At 60.7% G+C, this 19,838-nt stretch carries 20 protein-coding genes; 13 read left to right on the top strand and 7 right to left on the bottom strand.

Annotation, left to right across the window (positions count from 1 at the left end):
• Positions 1-117 precede the first annotated feature (117 nt).
• A complete protein-coding gene (locus AC3WQS_RS11560) occupies positions 118-783 on the top strand; it encodes a hypothetical protein (protein ID WP_492712736.1) in 666 nt (221 codons plus the stop codon).
• A 225-nt stretch (positions 784-1,008) separates the two neighbouring features.
• The gene (locus tag AC3WQS_RS11555) at positions 1,009-1,896 is read left to right on the top strand and encodes an alpha/beta fold hydrolase (protein ID WP_003945464.1); all 888 of its coding nucleotides are present in this window, start codon (positions 1,009-1,011) and stop codon (positions 1,894-1,896) included.
• 1 nt (position 1,897) lies between these two features.
• Here AC3WQS_RS11555 and AC3WQS_RS11550 read toward each other — a convergent pair whose 3' ends face one another.
• Together AC3WQS_RS11550 and AC3WQS_RS11545 are read right to left on the bottom strand one after the other, a co-directional pair.
• Positions 1,898-2,716: a Cof-type HAD-IIB family hydrolase gene (locus tag AC3WQS_RS11550; RefSeq protein ID WP_492712735.1), complete on the bottom strand. Its 819-nt coding sequence runs from the start codon at positions 2,714-2,716 to the stop codon at positions 1,898-1,900.
• Between the two features lie 62 nt (positions 2,717-2,778).
• A complete protein-coding gene (locus AC3WQS_RS11545) occupies positions 2,779-3,249 on the bottom strand; it encodes a MarR family winged helix-turn-helix transcriptional regulator (RefSeq protein ID WP_492712734.1) in 471 nt (156 codons plus the stop codon).
• A gap of 111 nt (positions 3,250-3,360) precedes the next feature.
• Here AC3WQS_RS11545 and AC3WQS_RS11540 point away from each other — a divergent pair, with 111 nt between their 5' ends.
• Genes AC3WQS_RS11540 through AC3WQS_RS11530 form a run of 3 tightly spaced genes read left to right on the top strand, consistent with a single transcriptional unit; the run spans position 3,361 to position 5,769 of the window.
• Positions 3,361-3,876: a VOC family protein gene (locus AC3WQS_RS11540; protein WP_492712733.1), complete on the top strand. Its 516-nt coding sequence runs from the start codon at positions 3,361-3,363 to the stop codon at positions 3,874-3,876.
• A 38-nt stretch (positions 3,877-3,914) separates the two neighbouring features.
• Positions 3,915-4,703, top strand: coding sequence for a pirin family protein (locus AC3WQS_RS11535; protein WP_042950829.1), 789 nt, complete (start codon positions 3,915-3,917; stop codon positions 4,701-4,703).
• A gap of 1 nt (position 4,704) precedes the next feature.
• The gene (locus AC3WQS_RS11530) at positions 4,705-5,769 is read left to right on the top strand and encodes a maleylacetate reductase (protein ID WP_492712732.1); all 1,065 of its coding nucleotides are present in this window, start codon (positions 4,705-4,707) and stop codon (positions 5,767-5,769) included.
• A gap of 7 nt (positions 5,770-5,776) precedes the next feature.
• Here the strand turns inward: AC3WQS_RS11530 and AC3WQS_RS11525 are convergent, their stop codons facing one another.
• Positions 5,777-6,298 carry an Lrp/AsnC family transcriptional regulator gene (locus tag AC3WQS_RS11525; protein WP_019746936.1) on the bottom strand — a complete coding sequence of 174 codons (522 nt, stop codon included), beginning with the start codon at positions 6,296-6,298 and terminating at the stop codon, positions 5,777-5,779.
• A gap of 109 nt (positions 6,299-6,407) precedes the next feature.
• Here AC3WQS_RS11525 and ald point away from each other — a divergent pair, with 109 nt between their 5' ends.
• A complete protein-coding gene (ald, locus tag AC3WQS_RS11520) occupies positions 6,408-7,508 on the top strand; it encodes an alanine dehydrogenase (protein ID WP_019746935.1) in 1,101 nt (366 codons plus the stop codon).
• Between the two features lie 53 nt (positions 7,509-7,561).
• Positions 7,562-8,437 (top strand): aldo/keto reductase, encoded by an 876-nt coding sequence (locus tag AC3WQS_RS11515; RefSeq protein ID WP_019746934.1) that lies wholly within the window; start codon positions 7,562-7,564, stop codon positions 8,435-8,437.
• Here AC3WQS_RS11515 and AC3WQS_RS11510 read toward each other — a convergent pair whose 3' ends face one another.
• The 3 genes from AC3WQS_RS11510 to AC3WQS_RS11500 all read right to left on the bottom strand — a co-directional run bounded on the left by AC3WQS_RS11510 (position 8,438) and on the right by AC3WQS_RS11500 (position 10,868).
• Positions 8,438-9,688 carry an NADH:flavin oxidoreductase/NADH oxidase family protein gene (locus AC3WQS_RS11510; RefSeq protein ID WP_046377948.1) on the bottom strand — a complete coding sequence of 417 codons (1,251 nt, stop codon included), beginning with the start codon at positions 9,686-9,688 and terminating at the stop codon, positions 8,438-8,440.
• A 28-nt stretch (positions 9,689-9,716) separates the two neighbouring features.
• Positions 9,717-10,220: an SRPBCC family protein gene (locus AC3WQS_RS11505; RefSeq protein WP_007734158.1), complete on the bottom strand. Its 504-nt coding sequence runs from the start codon at positions 10,218-10,220 to the stop codon at positions 9,717-9,719.
• 72 nt (positions 10,221-10,292) lie between these two features.
• Positions 10,293-10,868 carry a TetR/AcrR family transcriptional regulator gene (locus tag AC3WQS_RS11500; protein WP_007734151.1) on the bottom strand — a complete coding sequence of 192 codons (576 nt, stop codon included), beginning with the start codon at positions 10,866-10,868 and terminating at the stop codon, positions 10,293-10,295.
• Between the two features lie 85 nt (positions 10,869-10,953).
• On the opposite strand from AC3WQS_RS11500, the gene AC3WQS_RS11495 reads away from it, so the two are divergent.
• The 4 genes from AC3WQS_RS11495 (at position 10,954) to AC3WQS_RS11480 (ending at position 15,143) form a co-directional block, all read left to right on the top strand.
• A complete protein-coding gene (locus AC3WQS_RS11495) occupies positions 10,954-11,412 on the top strand; it encodes a PaaI family thioesterase (RefSeq protein WP_003945940.1) in 459 nt (152 codons plus the stop codon).
• A gap of 288 nt (positions 11,413-11,700) precedes the next feature.
• Entirely contained in the window at positions 11,701-13,002 is a 1,302-nt protein-coding gene (locus AC3WQS_RS11490; protein WP_003945451.1) for a TrpB-like pyridoxal phosphate-dependent enzyme, read from the top strand.
• Between the two features lie 142 nt (positions 13,003-13,144).
• Positions 13,145-14,569, top strand: a complete 1,425-nt coding sequence (locus tag AC3WQS_RS11485) for an outer membrane protein assembly factor BamB family protein (RefSeq protein WP_029254478.1) — start codon at positions 13,145-13,147, stop codon at positions 14,567-14,569.
• A 256-nt stretch (positions 14,570-14,825) separates the two neighbouring features.
• Complete coding sequence (locus AC3WQS_RS11480) at positions 14,826-15,143, top strand: hypothetical protein (RefSeq protein ID WP_139047402.1); 318 nt, start codon at positions 14,826-14,828, stop codon at positions 15,141-15,143.
• A gap of 64 nt (positions 15,144-15,207) precedes the next feature.
• Here AC3WQS_RS11480 and AC3WQS_RS11475 read toward each other — a convergent pair whose 3' ends face one another.
• On the bottom strand, positions 15,208-16,878 hold the full coding sequence (locus AC3WQS_RS11475; protein ID WP_259349045.1) for a PucR family transcriptional regulator: 1,671 nt from the start codon (positions 16,876-16,878) through the stop codon (positions 15,208-15,210).
• Between AC3WQS_RS11475 and AC3WQS_RS11470 the strand changes: the two genes are divergently transcribed.
• Both AC3WQS_RS11470 and AC3WQS_RS11465 read left to right on the top strand, forming a co-directional pair.
• Positions 16,846-18,186, top strand: a complete 1,341-nt coding sequence (locus AC3WQS_RS11470) for an MFS transporter (RefSeq protein WP_037120120.1) — start codon at positions 16,846-16,848, stop codon at positions 18,184-18,186. The genes AC3WQS_RS11475 and AC3WQS_RS11470 overlap by 33 nt on opposite strands.
• Positions 18,187-18,443: 257 nt before the next feature.
• Positions 18,444-19,754 carry an NAD(P)/FAD-dependent oxidoreductase gene (locus AC3WQS_RS11465; protein ID WP_019746926.1) on the top strand — a complete coding sequence of 437 codons (1,311 nt, stop codon included), beginning with the start codon at positions 18,444-18,446 and terminating at the stop codon, positions 19,752-19,754.
• Positions 19,755-19,838 lie beyond the last annotated feature (84 nt).

Genomic DNA, 19,838 nt, shown 5'->3' with positions numbered 1-19,838 from the left:
TTTGTTCCTTCCTCGTCACCCCCCGGCGGGAAAAAAAGCCCCACAGCAGCGAGGCGGCATACTTGTCTAGCCGCCCGGAACCCGTCCGACGGTACGACGTGCGGTGGGGAGCCAGCGGTGAGCGAATCAACAGGCAGTGCAAACCTCGAGCCCGTGCTGATCAGTCCTGTCGTCAGCGGAATGATTCGCACCTGGTCCGAGGACGAGACCCGCTTGTGGAGCGTCGACGATCCCGCCGCGCTCGGCGCACTGCTTGGACGCGGCCTCGTAGCTCGTACTGCTCTGCCGGACAACAAGTTCCGAGAAGTTGCGTTTTTGAATACTCAGACCCAGGCCCTCACTGTGCAGCCGCGCTTCGCTTCCCCGGACAGCACTGCCCTCGCCGCACCGTTCACGCTCACCGAGGCGTCGGCCCCGACCGGCGACGCTTGGGAAGATCTCGAATCGGTACTCGCGTCCATCGCGATCTCCGCTGCTGGACGCGGCGAATTCTGGCTCGCGGAACTCGGCGGGTGGGATTCTCCGCACGAGCCGAACTGCCTCTTCACGACCGTCGACGAATCGGGCCTGTCCAACGCAGTCATGGAGGCAACCCCCGCACCGGTGGGCACAGGCGTCTGGCCGAAGGTTCCGAGCGACCAATCCGGCGTTTCGGTGTCGGCACCAGCCTCACAGGACACCATCGAGGCTGCCGGAATCTTCGCGGTTTCAGCGATCGAGACGTGGGGCGTCACACCGTGGGACATCAACCTCACTTTCGGCAAACTGGTTGATTTCACCTGATCAACGGCACCGACACGCGGCGGTGAGTTGTACGTCTCCCCTCAGCCGACGGCTCACGGTTCGTCACAACACGCCCGATGGCCACGACATCGACCCCCTCGATGGGCATACTGAGGGAACTGGGGTTACTCCCGGTCACAAATACCCGTGGATCCGCGTCGGGGCGGGTGCGGTCCGACAACACGCGAGCAGCCACAGACACTGGCGGCTCCGAAAGGTTCAATCATGGCAACCGACCAATTACAGACGGTTGTATTGCACGGCGACCAGCTCAAATACGTCGACCAAGGCAGTGGCCCCGTCGTGGTGCTCATTCACGGCCTGCTGGGCGCGCACTCCAACTGGGAACCGCAGATCGAGACGCTCTCGCGTCATTACCGCGTGATCGCCCCTGATCTCTTCGGACACGGTGCGTCGGACAAGCCTGCCGGCGACTATTCACTCAGTGCTCACGCCGCCACTGTGCGTGACCTCCTCGAAGCCCTCGACATTCCGTCGGCCACCCTGGTCGGACACTCCCTCGGTGGTGGGATCGCGATGCAGACGCTGTATCTGTTCCCCGACCGGGTGGAGCGGCTGTGCCTGGTGGCCAGCGGTGGACTCGGCCCCGAGGTGAGCCCACTCCTGCGCGCGGCGACACTGCCCGGCAGCGAACTGGTACTTCCCGTCCTCGCGTCGAGGACGCTGACCGACGTGACCGACAAAGCGCTCGGACTTTTCAACAAGATCGGCCTGTTCAAGCTCGGTGCCAGCGCGAGCGAGGCCCGTAAGAGCTTCGCTTCGGTATCGGACGCGTCGACACGTCAGGCATTTCTGGCGACGGCACGATCGGTCATCAATTACAACGGTCAAACCGTCAATGCCACTCCGCATTTCGCCAACTTCAAGAATCTGCAGGCACTACTGGTGTGGGGTGAGGAAGACACCATCATCCCCAACGCCCACACCGAGAACGCTCGCGCCGAACTACCGCTGGGGCGGGTGGAGATCTTCAAGCGCGCCGGACATTTCCCGCACCTTGACTACCCGGATCGCTTCGACCGCGTCTTCTCCGAATTCATGACGGACTGCGGAGTCGGTATCGGCACCGGACCCAAGGCCGTCAGCAGCTGAACTAGCGCCCCGCAACCAACTCTTCGAGGTAGCTCGCCACGCCGTCCTCGTCGTTCGTGGGCAAAATTCGGTCGGCGAGCTCGATGACCTCGGTTCTGGCGTTGGCCGGCGCCAGAGCCGTTCCGGCCCAGGCCAGCATGGCAACGTCGTTGAAGGCGTCACCGGCTGCGGCTACTTCCGACGCGTCGATACCGTCGATCACGCACAATTGCGCAAGAGCGCTGGCCTTCGAGACGCCCGCTGCAGCCATTTCCATGTACGGGGCGCCGGAGTGGGTCAACTCCACGCCCTCGATGCCCGCAGCGACCGCTGTTCGGTACAGGTCGGCGCTGGGAACTTCCGCATGCCGGGCCACGATCTTGACCATCGGCTCCACGTCCAGCGGCAGGGTATCGGCGAGCACCATCTCGTGCAGGTGCCGGTGATGGTCCGCGAATTCGCACAGAGCGGCATACTCCGGCTCGGCAAAGAACTGCGTGGGTCCGACGTTCGCGAACACGACGCCCGGAACCAGTGCGCGAACTTGCTCCATCGCCGTTGCAGCCAAGGACATTTCGATCGAGACGGTGTCGACGATCTCCGGAGTCCCGTCGGCGAGGTCGAGAATCACAGCTCCGTTGGCACACACAGCTTTACCGCGAAATCCGCACGAGTTCGCCAAAGTGTGTACCGAATGCCGGGCGCGGGCGGTCGCCCACACAACTTCGATTCCGGCGAGCCGCGCGTTCTCCATGGCCTGCGCGGTGCGCGCCGAAATCGTTCGGTCGGAGCGCAGCAGGGTGCCGTCGAGGTCGGTTGCGAACATACGAATGCGGGTCACCAGACAATGATGGCAGTCCGATCGCAGCCCTCACCAACTACGTGACGTGGACCGTTGCTCTGTCAATTACCTGGCGGGGTCTCGAGAAGGTGCCGACGCATCTCGCCGAAGACCACACCGAGCCGCTCGACATCTCGCGGGCTCAGCAGATCGAACATGCTCTCCCGCACTGCGGCTACGTGCGCCGGGCTTGCCGACGCCAGTTTGTCGGCACCCAAGTCGGTCAGCTCCGCATTGGCGCCCCTCTTGTCGTCGACACACTCGACCCGGCGCACCCACCCTGCGCCGACCAATCGATTTACGGCCCTGGTCACACCACTTCGGGTAGCCATCACAGCGTCGGCGAGCTCACTCATGCGCAGTTGCCGGCCGGGCGCTTCGGCGAGAGCGACCAGCAGTTCGAAATCGGTGAAGGAAATGTCGGAGTCTCGCACCAACTGCTGATCGAGAACACGCTGGAGCAGTCGGGTCGAATCCAGGTAAGCCCGCCAGGCCGTTTGCTCCGAGTCGCTCAACCACCGCGTCGATTCCATGACAGCAGCATATCCGAAGTAGTTGACAACGAAATCAAATGATCTATTCTCAATGTAGTTGATCAGTCAACTACCTGTTCGAAGAGAAGGTTCAACCGAGAGGCGGGCGCCATGAGCGACAACAACGCAGTGCAGTTCGACAACGCAGTGCAGTTCGAGGAACGCCGGGCCGAGATCAGGGATCGACATCTGCTCCCCGCCGACAAACGACCCGCATCGACCGCACGCGGCCTGCACCATACGGCCCTGATCAGCAGTGACGTCGAACGAACCGTGAAGTTCTACCAGGATCTCCTCGGATTCCCACTCACCGAGTTGATCGAGAACCGTGACTATCCCGGGTCGTCGCACTTCTTCTTCGACATCGGCAATGGCAACCTTCTGGCCTTCTTCGACTTCCCGGGTCTCGACGTGGGCCCGTACCAAGAAGTACTCGGCGGCCTCCACCACATCGCGATCAGCGTCGAACCTGCCAAGTGGGCGAAGCTGCGCACCCAACTGACCGAGGCCGGCGTCGAACTGATCGAGCACAGCGAGGTCTCGTTGTACTTCCGCGATCCCGACGGCGCTCGACTCGAGCTGATCGCCGACCCCCTCGGCGAGATGTACGGCAATCACGTCCCCTGAAAACTTGCTCTCCCCCCACACCATTCGGAAGGCACACCATGACCTCCACTCTGTCGCAGCCGAACCTCGATATCCGTCGATCCGAGGATCGCTTCAAGTCCAATGCCGGCTGGCTGGACTCGAAGCACTCGTTCTCGTTCAGCAATCACTACGACCCGAAGAACACTCACCACGGTCTTCTCCTGGTCAACAACGACGACATCGTCACGCCCGGAATGGGATTCGACACCCACCCGCACCAGGACATGGAGATCGTCACCTGGGTACTGAGAGGTTCTCTCGTACATCAGGATTCGATGGGGCATTCGGGCGTCATCTACCCCGGTCTTGCCCAGCGGATGAGCGCTGGAACGGGAATCCTGCATTCGGAGAAGAACGATTCGTGGCGACTCGGTGACGTGGCGGGCGCGCATTCCGACAAGCACAGCGATCCGGTTCACTTCATCCAGATGTGGGTCGTCCCCGACGAAGCCGGGATCACACCCGGTTACGAGCAGTTGGAGATCGACGCCGAATTGCTTGCCGGTGGGTTGGTTCCGGTCGCCTCGGGTATGGACGCGTACGCCGATCACTCGGCAATCCGGATCAAGAACAAGTACGCCGCGATGCACGTTGCGCGTCTGCAACCCGGACAACCTGTGACCCTGCCGGACGCACCGTTCCTGCATGTTTTTGTCGCCGACGGTCAGGCCGCCATGGAAGGCGTCGGAGTGCTCGAACAAGGTGACGCGGTGCGAGTATCCGGCGGTGGAGGTCAGCAGCTCAGCTCCGATACCGGGGCAGAGGTCATCGTCTGGGAAATGCACGCCACCGTTTCGCAGGGATGACATGAAGCCCTTCTCGTACGACGCTTCACCGGCTCGAATTGTCTTCGGCCAAGGGATGATCGATACGATCGCCGAAGAAGTGCGGCGGCTCGGCCGTAGCCGAGTGATGGTGCTGGCAAGTCGTCGACTCGACGCGGTTGCCGCCGCCGTGACCGAATCTCTCGGCGACATGGCGGTGGTCCGCTTCGACGGCGCTGTGATGCATACTCCGATCGAAGTCACGACAGCCGCGCTGAGACTTGCCGAGAACCATCACGTCGACACGGTCGTCGCGATCGGCGGCGGTTCGGCAACCGGGTTGTCCAAGGCACTGGCACTACGAGCGGGGTTCGATCAGATCGTCGTTCCGACAACGTACGCGGGATCAGAAGTCACTCCGGTGTTGGGTGAAACAGAGAACGGACGCAAGACAACTCGCTCCTCTCCCCACATCAGACCCGAAACCGTCATCTACGACGTCGACCTCACTCTCGATCTGCGGCTGGATACCACCGTCACCAGCGCCGTCAACGCGATGGCGCATGCGGTTGAAGCGTTGTACTCCACCGAGTCCAACCCGATCACGGACTTGATGGCGATCGAGGCGATCGCCGGGATCGCCCGTGCGCTGCCGAGCATTGTCGATGATCCGAAAAATCTGGAAGGTAGGGCCGAACTACTGCAAGCGGCCTGGTTGGCCGGAACTTGCTTGGGCACAGTCGGTATGGGGCTTCATCACAAGTTGTGCCACACCCTCGGTGGCAGCTTCGGTTTGCCGCATGCTCCCACCCACACCGTTGTCCTCCCCCACGCAATGGCATTCAACGCGCCTGCTGTCCCGGATGTGATGTCGCGAATAGCGACTGCTCTGGGCGCATCCGATGCCGCTACCGGCGTTTTCGACCTCGTCACCGCGTGCGGCGGACCGACCACTCTGCGAGAACTGGGAATGAGTCACGATCAAATCGAAAATGCAGTCGAACTCGCCACCTCCGCCGCGTATCCGAACCCGCGTGAGATCACCCCGCCGTGCCTGAGCGAACTCCTCGAGAACGCCTGGTCCGGGCGTCGACCCGCCATCAGGTGAGAACTAATCAGGCAGTACCGCCTCGAGGCCTGACGTGTTCGAAGATCAGAATCGTCTCGGTCGCAGCAACCGCTGGATGTGCCGAGAGATTGTTGACGACGAAGTCACGCAACTGCGCCGAATCCGTCGTTGCGACGTGCAGCATGTAGTCGTCGACACCGGCAACGAAGTACACGTTGAGCACCGAGTCCAGCTTGGCGAAGTCGTCGCCGAGCCGGTTGAGGTGCGACCGTGCGTTGGCCTGCAGGCGTACTGCGATCATCGCCTGCAGATCCATTCCGAGAGCGGCGGGGTCGATGTCCGCGTGAAATCCCCTGATCACGCCGTTGTCCACCAAGGCGCGCACACGGCCGAGGCATGTCGACGGCGCAATTCCCGCGATCGCGGCCAGCGCATTGTTCGGAATCCTCGCGTCTTTCGCCAGCTCTTCGAGCAGAACCCGGTCGACCTCGTCCAACTTCACGGCAGCCCGAACATGCTTCGGCGAGGCGGCCGTCTGAATACCGATTTTTGAACTTTCGCGCACCATGAATACAGCCTAGAGAATTATCTTCACTTCTCTTCACTATCTGACGACGAAACTTCATGCTTGGCACCTGCCATTCGAAGAAACAACAGACTCAGTTCGGAGCCGTGTCATGAAGGTCGGAATCCCCCGCGAAATCAAAAACCACGAGTACCGCGTGGCTATCAGCCCCGCAGGCGTCCACGAACTGGTCGGCCGAGGGCACGAGGTCGTCATCGAAACGGGCGCAGGCGTCGGCTCCTCGTTCAGTGACGAGGATTTCAAGGCCGCGGGCGCGCAGATCCTCGGGTCCGCCGATCAGGTCTGGACAGACGCAGATCTGCTCCTGAAGGTCAAAGAACCTATTGCAGAAGAGTATTCGCGACTCCGTAAGGATCAGGTGCTCTTCACCTACCTGCACCTGGCGGCGTCGAAGGAATGCACCGACGCACTCCTGGCTTCGAAGACCACTTCCATCGCCTACGAAACCGTTGTCGGTTCCGACGGTTCACTGCCCCTTCTCGCACCGATGAGCGAAGTAGCCGGACGCCTTGCGCCGCAGGCCGGCGCCTACCACTTGATGCGTCACGGCGGCGGACGCGGAGTGCTGATGGGCGGCGTCCCCGGAGTGCGCCCCGCCAAGGTCGTGGTGATCGGTGCTGGCGTCTCCGGCAAGAACGCCATCGCCGTGGCCTACGGCATGCAGGCCGACGTCACCGTTCTCGATCTGTCGATCGCGCGCCTGCGGGAAATCGACGAGCTGTACCACGGCCAGGTCAAGACCATCACGTCCAACAGCCTCGAACTGGAACAGGCAGTACTCGACGCCGACCTCGTCATCGGCGCAGTGCTGGTCCCCGGGGCGAAGGCGCCGACTCTCGTCTCCAACAGCCTGGTGGCGCGCATGAAGCCGGGTTCTGTCCTGGTCGACATCGCCATCGACCAGGGCGGCTGCTTCGAGGATTCACACGCGACCACGCACGCCGATCCGACGTACCAGGTTCACGGTTCCGTCTTCTACTGCGTCGCGAACATGCCCGGAGCCGTCCCCCGTACGTCGACGTACGCGCTCACCAACGCGACGCTTCCGTACGTCGTCGCATTGGCAGACAAGGGGTGGAAGGACGCGGTCGCGACAGTTCCCGGCCTGGGGTCGGGACTGAGCACACACGACGGCCTGCTCCTGTCCGACAGTGTTGCAGCGGCGCATGGGTACTCGGCTACGACTCTCTGACCCAGGCGGCTCTGACCCAGGCAAGGAAAGCTCGAGATCGCTAGCCTTGATCCATGAGCAATCCTGACATCACGCTGAATTCCGGAACCACGATCCCGCAACTCGGCCTCGGAGTCTGGCAGGCCACCAACGACGAAACCGAGCATGCAGTGCGGTTCGCTCTCGACGACGCCGGCTACCGGCACATCGACACCGCTGCCGCATATGGGAACGAAGAGGGCGTCGGACGAGGTATCGCCAACTCGTCCGTCGCGCGAGAGGACATATTCCTCACCACGAAGCTGTGGAATGCAGATCAGGGCTACGAGCCGGCGTTGAAGGCTTTCGACAGCAGCATCGACAAGCTGGGCGTCGATTACGTCGATCTGTATCTGATCCACTGGCCACTGCAGGACAACGACCGACTCCTCCGCACTTGGGACGCGCTCGAAAAGATCGCGGAATCGGGCCGCGCCAAGGCAATCGGGGTGTGCAACTTCGAGCCGCATCATCTGCAGCTTCTCGTCGATCGCGGCGGATTGTTGCCGGCAGTCGATCAAGTGGAACTGCATCCGCACCTCACGCAGCACGCGATCCGCGACAAGGCCGCCGAGCACGGGATCAAGGTCGAGTCGTGGAGCCCACTCGGCGGTACCAGCAACGCGGGTTGGGGTAAGGCATCGAAGCCCAACACGCTGCTCACCGATCCGATCATCACTCGAATCGGTGACCGCCACAGCAAGACTGCCGCGCAGGTCCTGATCCGTTGGCACCTGCAGAACGGCCTGATCGTCATCCCGAAATCAGTGCACGACGCCCGGATCGCTCAGAACATCGACGTATTCGACTTCGAACTCACTGATCTCGATCTGAGCGAAATCGACACTCTCGACGACGGTACCCGCGTCGGCGCGCATCCCGATGAACTCAACATCGGTGCACCGAACTGATCAAGCCGCTCGTTTGGTGGGGCGAAGCGCATCGATTCCGTTTCGCCTCACCATGGTCCCGAGGGTTTTCCACCACGGCCGAGCCGGATCCGGCTCGCTGCCGTCACCCATTCGATGCAACTGATCGGTGTGCCACTGCAGGTCGAGTGCACCGTCGAGCATCGAGATGTCGGCAACCTTCCCCAACAACTTCCGCGCTCCGAACTCCACAGTCGGGACGATCAATCGTTCCCGATTCGATTCCAGGAGAACGGTTGCCGCGTCGGGAATCGTGATCGTCGGCCGGCCGAGGCCGATCACGTCGCACGCGCCGGAAGCGAGTGCCTCGACCATCGCCGATCGCGAGCGGAAGCCGCCGGTGACCGCCAAGGGAATGTCGCCGGCAATCGCTCGAACCGTCTCGGCATACTCGAGGAAATATGCCTCTCGATCGCGAGTGCTCTGCTTCTGCGCTTTACCCATCATGGCCGGCGATTCATAACTGCCTCCGCTGATCTCGATGAGGTCGACCGACTCTTCGGTCAGCGCGCGTACTACTTCTCGCGACTCGTCTTCCGAGAATCCGCCGCGCTGGAAATCAGCCGAGTTGAGTTTGACCGACACCGCAAATCCCGGAGCAACGGTAGAGCGTATGCGCCGAACGATTTCGATCAGAAAGCGTCGTCGACGCTCAGGATCTCCACCCCACTCGTCCGTCCGCTGATTGGACAACGGCGAAAGGAACTGCGCAACAAGATAACCGTGCGCGGCATGTATCTGCACGCCTCCGAATCCGGAGGACTCGGCGACGCGAGCGGTTTCCGCGAACTTGTCGATGATCTCTTCGATCTCAGCAGTCGAGAGTTCTCGCGGCGTCGCCATTCCCGGAATCTTCAGCGCAATCGCGCTCGGTGCGACCGGTCGACCTCTGCTGGCGATCGGGTTGGATTGCCGCCCTGGGTGGTTCAGCTGCATCCAGATCTCGGCGCCGCCGTTCTTGGCAGTCTTGGCCCAGGCAGTCAGCGCTTCGGCATCACGATCGTCGTCGACGACGACGTTGCCCGGTTCGGCGATCTGCGATCGATCGACCATGACATTGCCGGTGACGAGCAATCCGAACCCGCCACTGCCCCAACGGCCGTACAGCGTTTCCAAGCGGGTGGACGGTCCATGAGTCCGGTCCCCCAGAGCCTCACTGAGCGCAGCTTTCATCGTGCGATTCCGCAGTATCTGCCCACAGGGCAAAGTCAACGATTCTCCGAGTGTGGTCATGGATACCTCTCGTATGAAGGGAAGAAAGTCAATGGCGTGGCGCAGAACCGAAGTGCCGCTTGGTATCGCGCACGAAGCTCGAGAAGATCAGTGAGTTGACCGGTAGCCCGCCGCGCACCGCGAGCGACAGCTTCGGACGCGGCGAGAATGCAAAATTCCACTGCAGTCTCGAACCCACTGCGAGCTCGTCGACGCGGTAGTCCTCCGCGAAGGATTGGAACAGCGGAACATTGGACTGTTCGACGTAAAACGAGTGCCGACGCGTTTCGTCGTCCCAGGTGATGAACTTTTCGCGCATCTGCATCGCGCCACCGCCCACCTCCGCGATTCGGCGCGTGCCGACGCCGTAGGGGCGCGGCGAGGTGTAGTGCACTTTTGTGAGCAGTCGGCACCACGACAAAGGCTCGTCGGCGGTCAGACCGGCCCAGACGACATCAGGTTCGGCGGCGAGGTCAATCGAGTACGTGAAGATATGCGGTGCCGTGTCGAAGAAATCGACACCGACCGGTTCGAGGTCGAACCAATGTGTCATCGCCTACTCCTGCCTAATTAGCCGTTACATGAAGTTACGGATACTTGATGGCCGAAGTCAACCCCCGGAGGCTCAGCGGGACCAAGCCTCAGAACGAGAGAGCCCCTGCAGTGAAGCGATGACCTGTTCGAGCGGCTCGATACTTCGAGTCGTCTGGCACACCGCCACTGCACCTTCGACCGACGTGATCGTCAGGTTTGCCATCGACTTTGCTTGCACTGCAGGATAACCCGCAGTTTCGAGTTGCGATTCGATCAACTTCTGCCATCCCAGCATGACCTCAGCCGATACTTCCGCGACTTCTGGCTCACTGGCGCGTGCCAACCCGCCGGCAATCACCGGGCAGCCGATCGCGAAGTCCGAGCGCGTGAGATTGAGTCGCCAGATGTCTCCGACCGCTTCGATCACGTCGGCAGTGGAACCGGTGGCCGCAGCCGAGCTGATTCGTCTGGTGATGATCGCACCAGCCGCGCGCACGGCTTCGACCATAAGCTCGGTCTTGCCGCCGGGGAAGTGATGGTAAATCGACCCACGGGGCGCGCCGCTGTGCTTGATGACGTCGCTGAAGGACGTCGCATCGACACCGTTGCGGCTGATCAGTTCGACCGCACTACGAATCATGCGATCACGTGAGCTCAGCTCTGCCATGTCACAGATCCTTCGGCCGTCGGTACACCTGTCGACTCATACGCTACGTTATGTATGACGACCTACATAGTGATGGGATGAAACAATGAGTGACGAGACAACCGCAACCGTCGATCCGGCGCAGATGACAGGCCTCGAACTTCTCCGCTGGATGGGAACGCAGGTCAACGACCGACCCAGCATCGGACGCCTCCTCGGCATGGAGATGCGCGAGGTCAACGAGGGATCGGTGAGCTTCGCCCTGACCCCGCGTGCCGATTTCAGCAACCCCCTCGGCACTGTCCACGGCGGAATCTGCGCAACGCTGCTCGATTCGGTCATGGGCTGCGCGGTACACACGATGCTTCCGGCCGGCGTCGGCTACACGACCCTCGAACTCAAGCTCAACTACATCCGCACGGTGCCTCTCGACGGTGACGAACTGACAGCCCACGGCAGCGTCATTCACGTGGGCGGGCGTACCGCGACGGCAGAGGGCAAGGTCTTGGACAAGAACGGCAAGTTGGTGGCGCACGGAACTACGACGTGCATGATTTTCCGCTGAGCCGACGGAGGATGGCGAAAATGTCGCTGAGCCGACGGAGGATGGCGAAAATGTAGCCGCGCCCGACGTGAGCAGGGCGCGAGTACCGATGTACGATCGGCTCGTGACCCTGCTCACTGCGCACCTCTGGTGGCCCGACCGCTGACGGTCAGCCGCAACTGCGTGCTGCCCGGACCGATATCGGGTGGTCCAGCAGGCTCCTCTCCAGGATCCCCGATCCGGCAAATGCCGTACGCGTCGTCGCTACGACCGCCAAGATCAGGTACCGAATCCACGAAGGAGAGTTAGTTGACCACCACCCCACTCAACCGTTCGCTCGAGCCTTTGGGCGTCTCCATCCCGTCGAAAGTGCCGACGCACTGGTACAACCTGGCGGCTGACCTCCCCGAGCCTGTTCCCCCGCACCTGCATCCGGGCACTCGTGAGCCGCTCGGCCCCGAGGACTTGGCGCCGCTGTTCCCGATGAACCTCATCGCGCAGGAAGTCGCAACCGAGCGCTACATCGAGATCCCGGAGACGGTTCGCGAGATATACGGCATGTGGAGGCCCTCTCCCCTGTTCCGTGCGCACCGACTCGAGCGCGCTCTGGGCACACCTGCTCGCATCTACTACAAGTACGAAGGCGTGAGCCCGGTCGGTTCGCACAAGCCGAATACTGCTGTCGCGCAGGCGTACTACAACGCGATCGAAGGAACCACCAAGCTCACCACCGAAACCGGCGCAGGCCAGTGGGGTGCGTCGCTGTCGTTCGCGGGCGCACTGCTCGGACTCGACGTCGAGGTGTGGCAGGTTCGCTCCTCCTTCGATTCGAAGCCGTACCGACGCATCCAGATGGAGGCGTACGGCGGAATCTGTCACCCGTCGCCTTCCGACCTGACGGAAGCCGGACGCGCACTGTTGAAGTCGCATCCCGACACCACCGGCTCGCTTGGTATGGCGATCAGTGAGGCCGTCGAGGTCGCTGCGCAGGATCCGAACACGCACTACTCACTCGGTAGCGTGCTGAACCACGTCATGCTTCACCAGACCGTGATCGGTCAGGAAGCAATGGTCCAGCTCGAAGAAGCCGGCGACGCCGTCCCCGACACCGTGTTCGGTTGCGCCGGTGGCGGTTCCAACCTCGCCGGACTCACCTTCCCGTTCCTGGGACGAAACCTTCGCGAAGGCACCAAGACTCGTCTGGTCGCCTGCGAGCCTTCGGCATGCCCGTCCCTCACTCAGGGCGAGTACCGCTACGACTTCGGTGACGTCGCCGGGTTGACGCCGCTGCTCAAGATGCACACTCTGGGTAAGGACTTCGTTCCCCCGGCGATCCATGCGGGTGGCCTTCGCTACCACGGCATGTCGCCGATGGTCTCGCATGCGGTCAACCTCGGACTCATGGATGCGATTGCCGTCGATCAGGACGACGCGCTCCAGGCCGGTCTGATTTTCGCCCGCGCCGAAGGGATCATCCCGGCTCCGGAATCAACCCACGCGGTTGCCGGTGCCATCGCTCACGCGCGCGCCGTCACCGAACCCGAGGTGATTGTGATCGGACTGTCGGGCAACGGTCAGTTGGATCTCCCGGCGTACTCGCCTTACGTCTGACGCCGTCGGTGTGGTGGTCTCGTGTGTACGAGGCCACCACACTTCGTCACACCGAGCACGTGGGCTCGATCTCGCGATCGACATCGAGCCGGCCGTCCGCGAAACGAACCGATCAGTTTGCTCGATCGGTTACGGTCTTTCGATGCAGCTTCGGTTGAAGGAACACTGGAAACTGGTCGCCCTCGGACTGGCGTTGATCGTGGCGATCGCGTTCATCGTCGTATCGGCACTCTCCGACTCCAGTGAGGCGGCCTCGCCGAAGCAGAAGATAGGCGGTCCGATCGTCGAGCAGGGGGTTGTCGACGTGGACCTCTCCGATCCTCCGCAACAAGCCTGGGAACTCGATGTTCGAACGCTCACGGACAACTCCGGCGACGTACTGCTGTCGATGCCTTCCGGCCTCGATCGCTACTACGGCTACGGCAACACGTACCAAGTCGGTGACGTGATGGTGGCCGCGACTGCTTATCCCCTTCCCAAGACCGACGAGTCTTCGTCGAGTCAGGGAGTCGGTGCCGTCACACTGGTCGGTGTGAATCCCGACGACGGAAGTCCGCTGTGGAAAACGCGAATCGGCGGAGTCATCGGCCAGTGCAGTCAGCAGAACGAATCCACGATCATCGCGTGCTGGGGCGATCGACGGATGATCTTTGTAGATACCGCGACCGGAACTCTGTTGTCCGACCTCGGAACCGACTTCGATCTCAGTGGTGCCGCGATCACCGGAGACACTGTGTACACGTCCGGCGAAAGGATGGACGGAACGATTCGAACACGAATTCTCGCCAGCGGCAACACAACCAACTTAACGGCCAACTTCGTTCGCACCTTCGAACCAAGTGAGAAGTTCGGGGCCGTCTACACGGTCCCTCACACCGACACTGTCATTGCGATGGAACAGGGCGATGGCGGGGACCCACAGTACCGCTATCGAATCTACGATCTGGATTCCGGCGCCGAACGATTCAGATTCGAGGGCGATTCGCTTGTCCCGGCCGGAAATGGATTGTTCCTGACTAGTGTCGGCGGCAGGTCAGGTTATGCAGGAACCCAAAACCTCTTGGCTTCCGATGGATCCACGATTCGTGCGATACCGATTCCCTCGTACTCATCGTCGTCCTACCCAAGTAAGTCCTCGACGGGCCTGCCGATGTTTCTCGGCGACGGCGCCTACGACCCGGATTCCGGTGACGAACTTTGGCGCAGTTCACAAATCGTCAACACCGCGATGGCCGGGACGGGAAGCGCCATCGCCGCAGTGGTAGGAAAAACAATCCTGGTCACGTCGCCGGAGACGCGCACAATCTCGGGTCTCGACATCGAGAGTGGCCGACAGTTGTGGCAAACGCCCTGGCAAGACGCGTACTGGGTTCGCAGCGGGGTAACCGATGGCGACCACTTCGTCTTCAGTGACTACACCGGCATGCACGCGATCCGGGCTCGCGACGGAAAGATGATGTGGTCGGTTCCCCTTCCCCCAGAAGTCGATCCGCGCGGAGTCGTCGTCTCGAATGCCGGCAAAAACGTGTCGTTCTCCTGGCAGAACCATTTCACCGTTTGGCGATAGGCCGGCAACATCACCGATACTGTGTCGCGCTGACCAGCCAGCTCAGCAGCAAGCAAATGGCTAGACGTGCAGCATCAATGGCCACAATCCAGTCTGGCGCGTTTGTTCAATTTCGGGGGAACGATCTCGAACAACTGCATATATCTCCGCGTCTCCAATTTCGGAAAGATCAGACCAGACCTGCAGTCAAGGGGTGCGTAAAAATCGCACCGACTCAGGTATCTGATCCAATCCAATCGTAAAGGGAGCCAACGGGATGGACGCCAAATCCCCTATTTGCAGTCGGCAACAAATTGTCCAGTTTGCGCGCAAACATCTGCGTACCGGGGGACCGAACTCAGACCAAATTCGTCGTCATTTCGGTTTGCAAAAACGCGCGTTCTTCACGCAGCTCGACACCCATCTGGACGATTCTGCACTTTCAATGCCCGAAAAAGTTGCACTCCGCCGCATCTGCCGACAGGAGGATAGAAGGTGCCCGATCAAACGTATGAACGTCTCAGCAGGTCAAGCCAACCCACGCCGGCCGATGTACGACGCGCTTCCTTTCCCACCCCAGAACCATCCCGCTTGACGATCCAGCCCCGAACTACGTTGAGCCGCTGGATTCTTCCGCAGTCCCCTCTTCTCGGTTGGGATCATCGGAGATCTAACAACCGCGCGACTTTCAGACTCAAATGCAATGCCAACCGGTCGTCGCCGTTTGTCAAGTCTGCGCGTGTTATCTCCTGAATTCGCCGCAAACGATAGTACAGGCTCCCTCGATGCACACAGAGCGCCTCGGACGTTCGCTTTACGTCACCGGCATTGTCCAAAAAGCTCTCCAGCGTCGCGAGAAGAGCCTCACTTTTTGAGTCCTCATGGCTGAGCAAGGACTGCAAACCTGAGTGAATACTGTTCTCGAGTCGATCCTCCGACAGTTCGGCCAGAAGTCCGTAGACGCCGAGATCCCGATAACGCACAACATTTCCGAGCACCTTGACGACCTGGGCCACATCTGCGGAACGTCTGGACTCTTCGTAGGATTCGCGCACGTCTGCAACCGAGGTTCGCGGTTCACCGATACCAACCCAACATTCGATGTTCTGGCGCCCACTTTCAGACAAGACTCGCTCCCGGGCTGCCACGATCAACGAGTCCAGATGGGTTTGAGTCGAGCGTTCGGCCACCGATACGATCAACAGACTGTGGTCGGGGCGGTCGAGTTGGATTGCACTGTTCCGCGGGAGCCTCCGCCGAAGCTGATCGACGCCGACGGCAACACTCAGACGATCTCTTTCGGTCAATGTCGACCGGTCCACGGGACGAAGCAACATAGTGACCGCGACTGCTGGACCCGCAGCCATCAAGCCCTCATCAGCCAATCTGCTTGCCGCGTCCTCGCGCAGCGACCGCTCGCCAGACAGTACGTCTCGAGTAAGTTCCCGCTCCCGACTTCGGGACAACTCGTCCAGCAACTGTTCGCGGTGGAGGATCATCGCCGCCGCATCAGCCGTGCGCCTCAAGACCTCGGCTTGATCCTCGTCAACTTCGCCCTCTGAAGTCAACAGCCAGACGAAGCCCAGCAGCGCATTGCGGTACCGGATCGGCATCCCGACCCGGCCAAGGGTCAGCCCTAGTCCTTCGTTGACGGGAACAGTGAAGAGATCGAGGGCTTCACGGCCTCCACTCGCGTAGATGAAGTCCACAATCTCGCGTGAAACATTCCGCTGTAGAACGGAATTCATTCTGACTGAATCGACGGCACTGTCATGCGAGTTGTACGCGAGTAGACGGATCTGTGCATCATCGATCGCAACGGAACGGTCCAGTCGGCGCCCGGTATTATCCACCAAATGCTGTAGTTCTCCGGCCATGGTCGAACTGTACGAGCCACGCTCGCCGTTTTGCAACATATGACTAAATTCATCCGCGACAATTTGAACGAATGACAGTGATGCAACTAACTTTCGCGCCATAAGCTCGCTACATGCCGAAGCACATGAGACCCGGAACGTGTTCGCTCGGCCCGCGACCAGGCATACCCAGCAACGACAGGTTGCACGAAAGCGACGAGATTCGTTGCAGCCGTGAGATTTGCATTGTGGGCCGAAGCCAGCCGACACGCTCTCGCGTGAGAAAGCGTCGTCCCTGATCCGGAATCGATCGCAACCTCCGTTCGCCCGATCAACGTGGGTCCGGTCGGCCTCTTTCAATTTCGCATGCCTCCGAACGACATCGGCCACCGTGACGTCGCAAAACCGTTGCCATTCAGCATATCCCGAGAGGAATTTTTCATGACCGGTACAGCGAATGCTCCTGTAGAGCATCAAATCGAGACTTCACCCGGACGTCGATCGGCGCGCCGCAGGGCGCTGATCGCCGGCGCGACAGGCAACATCGTCGAATGGTTCGATTTCACGATCTACGGTTTCACTGCCGCAGTTCTCGCGACAGTGTTCTTCCCTCCGGAGTTCGGCAGTGGCGCACTGCTTGCCACCTTCGCTCTTTACGGAGTCGCATTCTTGGCCAGACCTGCCGGCGGCATATTCTTCGGAAGACTGGGTGACCGCCTCGGCCGGCGGAGGTCACTGTCCCTGGCAATTACGCTCATGGGCTGCTCGACAGCGGCTATCGGCCTCTTACCGACCTACGCTTCGATCGGTGTTGCAGCACCGCTGTTGCTGCTGCTCTGTCGCTTGGTTCAAGGATTCTCGGCCGGCGGCGAATACACCGGAGCGGCAACCTTCGTCGTCGAGCATGCGCCGTCTCACCGCCGAGGCTTGTACGCAGGGATTATCAGCTCTTCGTCGTTCGTCGGCAGCATCTTGGCCACGGTCACAGTCTTGTCATTCAGCTTGGTCGGCACTGAGTCCTTTGCCGAAGGGGGATGGCGTTGGCCGTTCATCATCGGAGGCGTTGTCGCCATGGTGGGACTGTTCATGAGGCTTGCGGTCGAGGAAACTCCGGCTTTCAAGGAAATGAAAGAAAACGATTCCCTTCCAACCCGCCCTCTCACAGATCTGTTCCGCAATCACTGGCGGACTCTGCTCACGTCATTCGTGTATTTCGCCTCGCTCGGTGTCGTTACTCATATGCTGCTCGGCTACATGCCGACATTTCTGATTCTTTCAGCCGACGTTTCGAGCACGGTGGCACTGCTGATGACAACCGGCGCTTTGGTTCTCGCAGTCCCGCTGTTCATCTTCTTCGGCGCCACGGTCGACCGAATCGGCCGGAGACCTCTCGTCAGAATCGGCATGGTGATGTCAGTTTTCGTTTCGGTGCCCAGCTACATGCTCATCGGCACCGGAAACATTTTCGCGATTGCCATTGCACTGGCTGCTCTGGTCATCGCGCTTTCCCTACTCGCGTCCGCTTTGCTCGTAATCCTCGAAATGATGCCGACGCATGCTCGATTCACCGGCACGGCAATCCCCTACAACATCGCATATGCGCTCTTTGCAGGAACTGCGCCGCTGGTGTGCGCAGCACTGGTCAACGCCACTGGAAGCGATCTGTCGCCTGCCTTCTACGCGACCGCCATCGCTTTGATCGCACTTCCCATTCTGTGGCGAGGGATTCCGGAATCGAAAGACTGGTCTGCCACGCGGGGCAGCTCGACGAAACATTTCTGACAACGGACGCGCCACGGCTGTGATTTTTTGAGCAGCTGTCGATAGCGTTCCGATGGCCGCCACGAGAGAGTTGAGGACGACGGACACCTCTGGACTTTCAGGTACCAAATCCATTAAGGCAGATCCGAATCCGAGAAGTCGGGATACGGGTCTCCAGAGGAAGTCGACGGCGTCAGAATTACCAGAACCCAAGCTCGCCGGATCGAATAGCTGCGCTTTCGATCCGGCGAAGCCATCAGTAGAAAGAGGGGCCGAAAGTGCCTACCGACAAGACCGATGCAGTTGTGGTCGGAGCTGGAGTGATCGGCAGCTCCATCGCCTACGAACTGGCCGCTCGAGGCTACGAAGTCCTGGTCATCGACAAGTCTGGTGGTCCGGGCTACGGCTCGACCAGTGCATCCAGTGCGGTCATCCGGTTCAACTACTCCACATTCGACGGTATGGCTGCGGCTTGGGAGTCGCTGCATTGCTGGCAAAACTGGAACGAGCATCTCAACGCGACAGTCGACGGCGCGCTTGCGAAGTTTCGGCAATGCGGGATGGCACTGCTCGATGTCGACGTCGCACCCCACGCGCGCACGATTGGACTGTTCGAGAAGATCGGAATCGACTACCAACTTTGGGACGCAACGACACTCGTCGAAAAGATTCCCGGTATCGACGCAGGTAAATACTATCCACCGAAGCCAGTCGACTCGGAGTCCTTCTTCGCAGATGCGGAAACCACGCTCGGCGCGCTGTACACACCGCAGGCGGGGTTCGTCGACGACCCGCAACTGGCAGCCGCGAATCTTGCTGCGGCAGCACGTTCGCACGGTGCGGTTTTCGCATACAACACGCGTGTGGTGGCAGTCGAGCAGTTGCCTGACGGCACATGGCAGCTAGGGCTCGACGACGGGGAAAGTGTGAAATCCAAGATTGTCGTCAACGCCGCCGGCCCCTGGTCAGGAGCGTTCAACAAGCTCTCGAATGTCGGGTCCGACTTCAAGGTTTCGGTTCGGCCCTTGCGTCAGGAAGTCCATCACATCACCGCACCCACTGAGTACAACGAAAACGAGATCCTCGGCCCGATGATCGCCGATTTGGATCTCGGAACCTACATGCGAGCCGAACCTGGAAACGGTTTCCTCGTCGGCGGAACCGAACCGGATTGCGATCCGCTCGAGTGGATCGACGATCCTGATACCGCAAACCCGAATCGCACTGTTGCCCGATTCGAAGCGCAGGTTTTCCGCGCCGCCAGGCGTTTCCCCACCCTGGAGGTCCCTTCACAACCGAAAGGTATTGCCGGCGTGTACGACGCAGCGTCTGACTGGACCCCGATCTACGACAAGACAGACAGACAAGGTTTCTACGTCGCCATGGGCACCAGCGGGAACCAATTCAAAAATGCGCCCATCGCTGGGCGCCTCATGTCCAGGATCATCGACGAAGTGGAAGCTGGACACGATCACGACGCTGATCCCCTGACCTATGTCGGGATGCACACCGGGCTCGAAATCGACCTCGGCGCATTCTCCCGCCTTCGGGCACCCAATGCCGAGTCGACCGGGACGGTCATGGGTTAGAAGTGTTGTCCGGCTTGGAGAATCGATAGCCGCGACAACTGAAGAGACACGGCTGTGGGGGTTTGCCCCAGCGTGGGCAAACAC

Source organism: Rhodococcus sp. FW305-130, from assembly GCF_058788335.1.
Note: the sequence above shows the minus strand (reverse complement) of the source record. Positions and strands in the feature narration are given on the sequence as shown.

Excerpts from the sequence above, each read along its gene's own strand:
- AC3WQS_RS11555 (WP_003945464.1), top strand. The coding sequence starts at position 1,009 with ATGGCAACCGACCAATTACAGACGGTTGTATTGCACGGCGACCAGCTC.
- AC3WQS_RS11545 (WP_492712734.1), bottom strand. The coding sequence starts at position 3,249 with ATGGAATCGACGCGGTGGTTGAGCGACTCGGAGCAAACGGCCTGGCGG.
- AC3WQS_RS11540 (WP_492712733.1), top strand. The coding sequence starts at position 3,361 with ATGAGCGACAACAACGCAGTGCAGTTCGACAACGCAGTGCAGTTCGAG.
- AC3WQS_RS11535 (WP_042950829.1), top strand. The coding sequence starts at position 3,915 with ATGACCTCCACTCTGTCGCAGCCGAACCTCGATATCCGTCGATCCGAG.
- AC3WQS_RS11530 (WP_492712732.1), top strand. The coding sequence starts at position 4,705 with ATGAAGCCCTTCTCGTACGACGCTTCACCGGCTCGAATTGTCTTCGGC.
- AC3WQS_RS11525 (WP_019746936.1), bottom strand. The coding sequence starts at position 6,298 with ATGGTGCGCGAAAGTTCAAAAATCGGTATTCAGACGGCCGCCTCGCCG.
- ald (WP_019746935.1), top strand. The coding sequence starts at position 6,408 with ATGAAGGTCGGAATCCCCCGCGAAATCAAAAACCACGAGTACCGCGTG.
- AC3WQS_RS11515 (WP_019746934.1), top strand. The coding sequence starts at position 7,562 with ATGAGCAATCCTGACATCACGCTGAATTCCGGAACCACGATCCCGCAA.
- AC3WQS_RS11510 (WP_046377948.1), bottom strand. The coding sequence starts at position 9,688 with ATGACCACACTCGGAGAATCGTTGACTTTGCCCTGTGGGCAGATACTG.
- AC3WQS_RS11505 (WP_007734158.1), bottom strand. The coding sequence starts at position 10,220 with ATGACACATTGGTTCGACCTCGAACCGGTCGGTGTCGATTTCTTCGAC.
- AC3WQS_RS11500 (WP_007734151.1), bottom strand. The coding sequence starts at position 10,868 with ATGGCAGAGCTGAGCTCACGTGATCGCATGATTCGTAGTGCGGTCGAA.
- AC3WQS_RS11495 (WP_003945940.1), top strand. The coding sequence starts at position 10,954 with ATGAGTGACGAGACAACCGCAACCGTCGATCCGGCGCAGATGACAGGC.
- AC3WQS_RS11485 (WP_029254478.1), top strand. The coding sequence starts at position 13,145 with ATGCAGCTTCGGTTGAAGGAACACTGGAAACTGGTCGCCCTCGGACTG.
- AC3WQS_RS11480 (WP_139047402.1), top strand. The coding sequence starts at position 14,826 with ATGGACGCCAAATCCCCTATTTGCAGTCGGCAACAAATTGTCCAGTTT.
- AC3WQS_RS11470 (WP_037120120.1), top strand. The coding sequence starts at position 16,846 with ATGACCGGTACAGCGAATGCTCCTGTAGAGCATCAAATCGAGACTTCA.
- AC3WQS_RS11475 (WP_259349045.1), bottom strand. The coding sequence starts at position 16,878 with ATGCTCTACAGGAGCATTCGCTGTACCGGTCATGAAAAATTCCTCTCG.